The following is a 5,290-nucleotide window of genomic DNA, read 5'->3' on the forward strand; positions in this document are numbered from 1 at the left end:
GCTCCCGCCCACCCCAAGCCTCCTGTCTCGGCCCCGGGGAACCACGTGGCTCCCCCACTCCCTGCGAACGACCGCGGCGGCGCCTGGGTGCCGGGGTGCCGGGCGGGTTCGGGACGCCCCGTCTCCCGCGGATGCCGCCCGGTGCCGTCAGCCCCGCGTGAAGCGGTACGTCATGCTGTCCGTCAGGACGCAGAAGCCCGGTGACATGACGATCACGCGCAGGGTACCGGTGCGGCGGTCGTAGTCGATCCCCTGCGCCTCGAAGGTGCCGGAGCAGCCGCTGCGCAGCGGGAGCGGGCGCAGCGCCGTGACGTGTCCCGACACGTCCGCCGTGCCGTTCGGTTCGCCGGAGAGGTCGATCCGGAGCAGCGGCCTGGTGATGCCGAACAGGGCTCCCTCGGGGTCGTCGGAGGAGCACAGCAACGTGGTCGGGCCGGAGAAGTCGCAGCCCTGGACGTCGCGCACGGGGTGGTCGAGGGTGACGGTGGAGGACTGCGGGAGGTCGGCCGACGGCGAGGTGCCCGGGTTGACGCCCGGGGTCGGGAAGACCAGCAGCCGGCTCATCGTCCCGTACTCGCCCGCCAGCATCCACTGGCCGTTCGGCGAGATGGCGACCCAGGAGTTGTTCGGCGCCTCGCCGGGGCCGAGGGTGTGGACGTACTCCGACCAGGCGCCGCCCGGCGCCTGCACCCGGAACATCTTGGCGCCGCCCGAGTCCCGCTGGTACGGCTCGATGTAGTGGCCGTCGTAGGAGGCGTCGGGGTCGCCGACGTGATTCCAGCCGCGGGCGCCGACCTCGGCGGGGATGGTGCCGATGCCGGTGTAGCGGTTGGCGCTGTTCGCGGGGACCTCGACCGAGGTCAGTCCCTGGCTCTCGGTCAGCGGATCGGCGCGGTCCGAGCCGACCTCGGTCCAGGTGTCCGCGGCCGCGGCGGGCGGGGCGGTGGACAGGACGGCGGCGGTGACGAGGGCGAGAAGGCCGGTCATGACCGGGTGACAACGGTGCCGGGTGCGCAGGCGCATGGGAGGTCCGCTCCTCGGTGGGGGTGGGGGACGCACTCGGCGGACAGTACGGCGGAGCATGCGGTCATGTACAGACCAACGAGACGCGGGCCGGCGGGACGGGCCCCGGTCAGGCCGCCGGGGCCTCCTGCTCGGCCTCCACCGCGGCGTTCCACTCGGACTTGGACGACTGCCAGCCGTCCTCGTCGTGGCCGAGCCGCCAGTAGCCGGAGACGGACAGCCGCTCCCGCGGCACCGCCCGTTCCAGGCGGAGATGGCGGCGCAGCTCCCTGACCATCCCGGCCTCGCCGTGCGCGAAGACCTGAAGGTCCCCGGAGGGGAGGTCCAGTCCGCGCACCGCGTCCAGCAGCGCCTCGCCCACCGGGCGGTCGCCGCGGTGCAGCCAGGTGATCCCGGCGCCCTCGGGGGAGCTGATCTTCTGCTCCTCCCACGGCCCGGCGATCTCGACGAAGGCCCGCGGCTCGGCGCCCGCGGGCATCCGCTCCATCGCCGCCGCGATGGCGGGCAGGGCGCTCTCGTCCCCGGCCAGCAGGTGCCGGCCGACGGCCGGGTCGGGCGCGTAGGCCCCGCCGGGCCCGACGAACCGGAGCACGTCGCCGCGTTCGGCGGTCGCCGCCCAGGGCCCGGCGAGCCCGCGGTCGCCGTGCACCACGAAGTCGATGGTCAGCTCCCGCGCCCGCGGGTCCCAGTCCCGGACCGAGAAGGTGCGCATGACGGGCCACCGCTCGCGCGGGAACTCGGCGCGGATGCGCGCCAGATCGAACGGCTCCGGGTAGCGCGCGCCGGGCGCGGGGAAGAGCAGCTTCACATAGTGGTCCGTGTACTCCCCGGCGGAGAACGCGGCCAGCCCCTCGCCGCCGAGCCGCACCCGGTGCATCCCCGGCGTCAGCCGCTCCGTCCAGATGACCTCTCCGGTATGGACCTGAGGTGCCCTGCGAGCCGGTCGCTCAGCCACGGTGACGCTCCCTGTGTCGAGGTTAGGTATACCTAACCTAACAGGGCGACCGGCGGACCGGAGCCGCCGTGCGACGGCACACTGTCCGTGGAGGGGGGCGCTCGTGAACCGCAGTGACATGCTCCGTCGTGAACTGACCCGCCTGGAGCGGCGCGCCACCGACATCAGCGCCGCGCTCACCCGAGCCCGACGCCTCGCCCAGCCCACCGACGACGACGCCCGCCGGGTGACTGCGCTCGGCCGGCGGCTCGCGGACCTCAACGCCTCGATGGCCGGCGTCCGCACCAGCCTCGACGAGGCCCTCGCCGTCGAACGGACCGTCCCGGCCCAGGCGTTCACCCCGCGGCGCGAGTCCGAGGAGGCGCACGCCCGCGCGCTCGCCCACCTGTCGCACCTGCCCGAGGTACGGGACGTGCCCGTCGCCCCGCCCCGCGAGGAGGGGCTCCGGGTGCTGTACTGCACGGCGAACCCGCGCCCCGAACTGACCCGGATCCAGCACCCGGACGGCAGGGTCGAGACGCGCGGCGGTGCCCTGCGGACGGAGGTCGAGGTGCGCAAGGTGCGGCAGGCGGTGGAAGCCCGCGGCGGCGGCGCCGCGATCGCGCTGCACCACCTCCCGGCGGCCACCCTCCCGGACCTGGTGGACGGCCTGGCCGCGCACGCGCCGCACATCCTGCACTTCTCCGGCCACGGGTCCGCGCGGGGCCTCCTGCTGGAGGACGACGAGGGCAGCCTGGAGGGCGCGGAGGTGGACTTCACCCTGCTCGCCCGGGTGCTGGGCGCGCCGGACACCCCGCCGGGGCTCGTGGTCCTCAACGCCTGCGAGAGCCTGGCGGGCGCGGACGACCTGCTCCGTACGGTGCCGGCCGTCGTGGGCATGCCGGAGGCGGTCACCCAGAAACGCGCCGAGGTCTTCGCCATCCGCTTCTACACCGCCATCGCCGAGGGCACGTCCGTGGCCAGGGCCGTCGAGAGGGCCAGTGAGGCCATGCGCGCCGTGGGGAAGGGCGAGACACCGGTCCCGGAGTTGCGGACGCGGCAGGGGGTCGATCCGGAGGAGCTTGTCCTGGTACGGCCCCGGGCATGACGGCCGCCCACCCTCCGGCACACACCACTCCCCCCCATTTCACACCAGAACATCACACAGTCGGATGATGTGATCTTGCGGTGGGTACATCTGTCGACACCATGTGACACCTCTTCCAGCGCCAGAGGAGATGATCGATGGCATCGGAGCTCCTCACCGAGATGTTGCGCACCGCGGACCCGGCCCTCCTCGCCGTCTTCGCCGAGCACCCGGGCGGCGACGCGGACGGCACGGACGGCGACGGCACGGCGGCACCCGCGGACGGCGACGCCCACCACCACGGCATCGGCGAGGCCGGCGCCCTGCTGTCCCTGGGACTCTCCGCCCGGGAGGGCTGGAAACGCGGCCGCCGGTACCTGGCGAAGCGCCAGGAGCGGGCCCGGCCGAAGCCGGAATCCACCAACGGCACCACAACTCCGGCAGCATCGGCGACACCGATAGCGTCGGCAGCGCCGACGAACGCGCTCCCCCCACCGGCGAGTTCGGCCGAGTCCTCGGCCGCCGAGTTCGAGGAACTCCATCACGACGCCGTCCTGGAATACGGCCGCCAGCAGACGGCCCGGCACTTCAAGGTCCCCGCGGAGCGACTCGACGCCGTCTATTACGAGTTCGCCGTGGAGGAACCCGCCTGGCGGATCGACTTCCGCGACACGGCGCCGGTGATCTATCACGTCGCGATCAAGTCCAACGGCTCCATCATGCGCGCGGTCACCTTCCTCAGGACCCGTCTGTAGCGAGGGAACGAGGGAACGACGACCGGGCCTCCTCAGCAGATCCGACACAGGGAAAAGGGGGCGCTCCCATGAGCGAACTGCACACGGGGATTCTCGTCGCACACGAACGGCATCTCGTGAACACGAGGCTGGCGGACGGGCGGGCGGTCACGATGCTCGTCGAGGACGTGACGTACCTCTCCGCACCCCACCAGCGCATCATCCGCAGCAAGAACCCGATCATCCGGCACCTCTTCGTGGTGCGGGAGGACGACCGACTCGAACTCCACTACAACCCCGGCGCCGCCGCCCACGCCGTCCACGGCCTGGAGAACCTGGCGCTCGCGGCGAGCAGGCTCATCCTGCTGGCGAGCACCGCCGACCATATCCGGCAGCAGCACCGGCGGGCCAACCAGCCGCCGGTCTTCGACCAGCAGCGCCTGGTGGAGCTGCCCGGCTTCTCCTACCACCCCTTCAGCCAGGTCCTCGACGGGCTGGCCGCCGCCCGCTACGGCGCCCAGGCGATCACCTACGGCCAGCGGGGCCTCACCGACTCCACCAACGCGGTCGACGACCTCGCCCGGTGGTTGCTGGGCCAGCCCGTGCAGGGCTACTACGTCGTCGAGAACGGCCGCCTCGGCACCGCGCCCGTGATCACGGACCCCATCCACTTCCACGACCTCCGCGCCGCCTGACCGCGGAACCTCGCGGTGCAGACACCCTCCACCATCGAGCAACTCGTCCTCCTCATCCTCCTCGTGCTGCCCGGCATGACCTACCAGTACCTGCGAGAACGGTGGCGGGGGCCCGTCGCCGGCGAGCGCCAACTCGCCGACCGCGTGCTGCGGGCCATCACCGCGAGCGTGGCACTGGACGCCGTCTACGCCGTCACGGTCGGCCCCCATCTCGTGGCCCGCTTCGACGACCCCGGCACCCCCCTCGCCCGGCAACTCCTCGCGGAGCCACGCGCGGTGGGGCTGTGGGCGCTGGGCCTGTTCATCGGCGTGCCGGCGGCCCTGGCCGCCGCCGTCTCCTGGCGCCTGCGCCGGGGCGCCGCGACGACGTACCGGGCCGTCCCCACCGCCTGGGACTACGCCTTCGGCAACCGGCGGGACAGCAGACCTTGTTTCCTGCGGGCCCGGCTGAAGGACGGTACCTGGGTGGGCGGCTGGCTCGGGCCCCGCTCCTACGTCTCCGGGTACCCCGAGAGCCCCGACGTGTTCCTCCAGTGGGCCTACGAGATGGGCCCCGACGGGTCGTTCGGCCCCCCGGTGACGGGAACGGCGGGGCTCTACCTCCGCATCGAGAACACCGACCTGCTCGAACTCGTCGACCCTCCACCCGACCCCGCGAGGAGACCTCACGATGACTGACGGCACCCCCCTCGACCTCGACGACCTCTCCCCCGAGGAACGCGCCTGGTTCCGCGGCGACGAGGCCGAACGCGGCTATGAACTGACCGGCGGGACGGGCCCGGCCCCGGAGCCGTCCTTTTTAACAATCTCCCCGGCC

At 72.9% G+C, this 5,290-nt stretch carries 6 protein-coding genes; 4 read left to right on the forward strand and 2 right to left on the reverse strand.

Annotated features, from left to right (window positions below):
• Positions 1-147: 147 nt before the first annotated feature.
• Both ADY01_RS32200 and ADY01_RS32205 read right to left on the reverse strand, forming a co-directional pair.
• Complete coding sequence (locus ADY01_RS32200; RefSeq protein ID WP_049580275.1) at positions 148-1,023, reverse strand: hypothetical protein; 876 nt, start codon at positions 1,021-1,023, stop codon at positions 148-150.
• Positions 1,024-1,132: 109 nt separating this feature from the next.
• A complete protein-coding gene (locus ADY01_RS32205) occupies positions 1,133-1,978 on the reverse strand; it encodes a siderophore-interacting protein (protein ID WP_049580276.1) in 846 nt (281 codons plus the stop codon).
• Between the two features lie 103 nt (positions 1,979-2,081).
• On the opposite strand from ADY01_RS32205, the gene ADY01_RS32210 reads away from it, so the two are divergent.
• The 4 genes from ADY01_RS32210 (at position 2,082) to ADY01_RS32225 (ending at position 5,151) form a co-directional block, all read left to right on the forward strand.
• A complete protein-coding gene (locus ADY01_RS32210; RefSeq protein WP_049580277.1) occupies positions 2,082-3,065 on the forward strand; it encodes a CHAT domain-containing protein in 984 nt (327 codons plus the stop codon).
• A gap of 137 nt (positions 3,066-3,202) precedes the next feature.
• Positions 3,203-3,799 (forward strand): hypothetical protein, encoded by a 597-nt coding sequence (locus ADY01_RS32215; protein ID WP_049580278.1) that lies wholly within the window; start codon positions 3,203-3,205, stop codon positions 3,797-3,799.
• Positions 3,800-3,867: 68 nt separating this feature from the next.
• A complete protein-coding gene (locus tag ADY01_RS32220) occupies positions 3,868-4,473 on the forward strand; it encodes a hypothetical protein (RefSeq protein WP_049580279.1) in 606 nt (201 codons plus the stop codon).
• 15 nt (positions 4,474-4,488) lie between these two features.
• Positions 4,489-5,151 (forward strand): DUF6338 family protein, encoded by a 663-nt coding sequence (locus ADY01_RS32225; RefSeq protein ID WP_049580280.1) that lies wholly within the window; start codon positions 4,489-4,491, stop codon positions 5,149-5,151.
• Positions 5,152-5,290: the final 139 nt, after the last annotated feature.

Origin of the sequence: Streptomyces sp. SBT349 (assembly GCF_001083795.1) — a bacterium.
Taxonomy (GTDB): Bacteria; Actinomycetota; Actinomycetes; order Streptomycetales; family Streptomycetaceae; genus Streptomyces.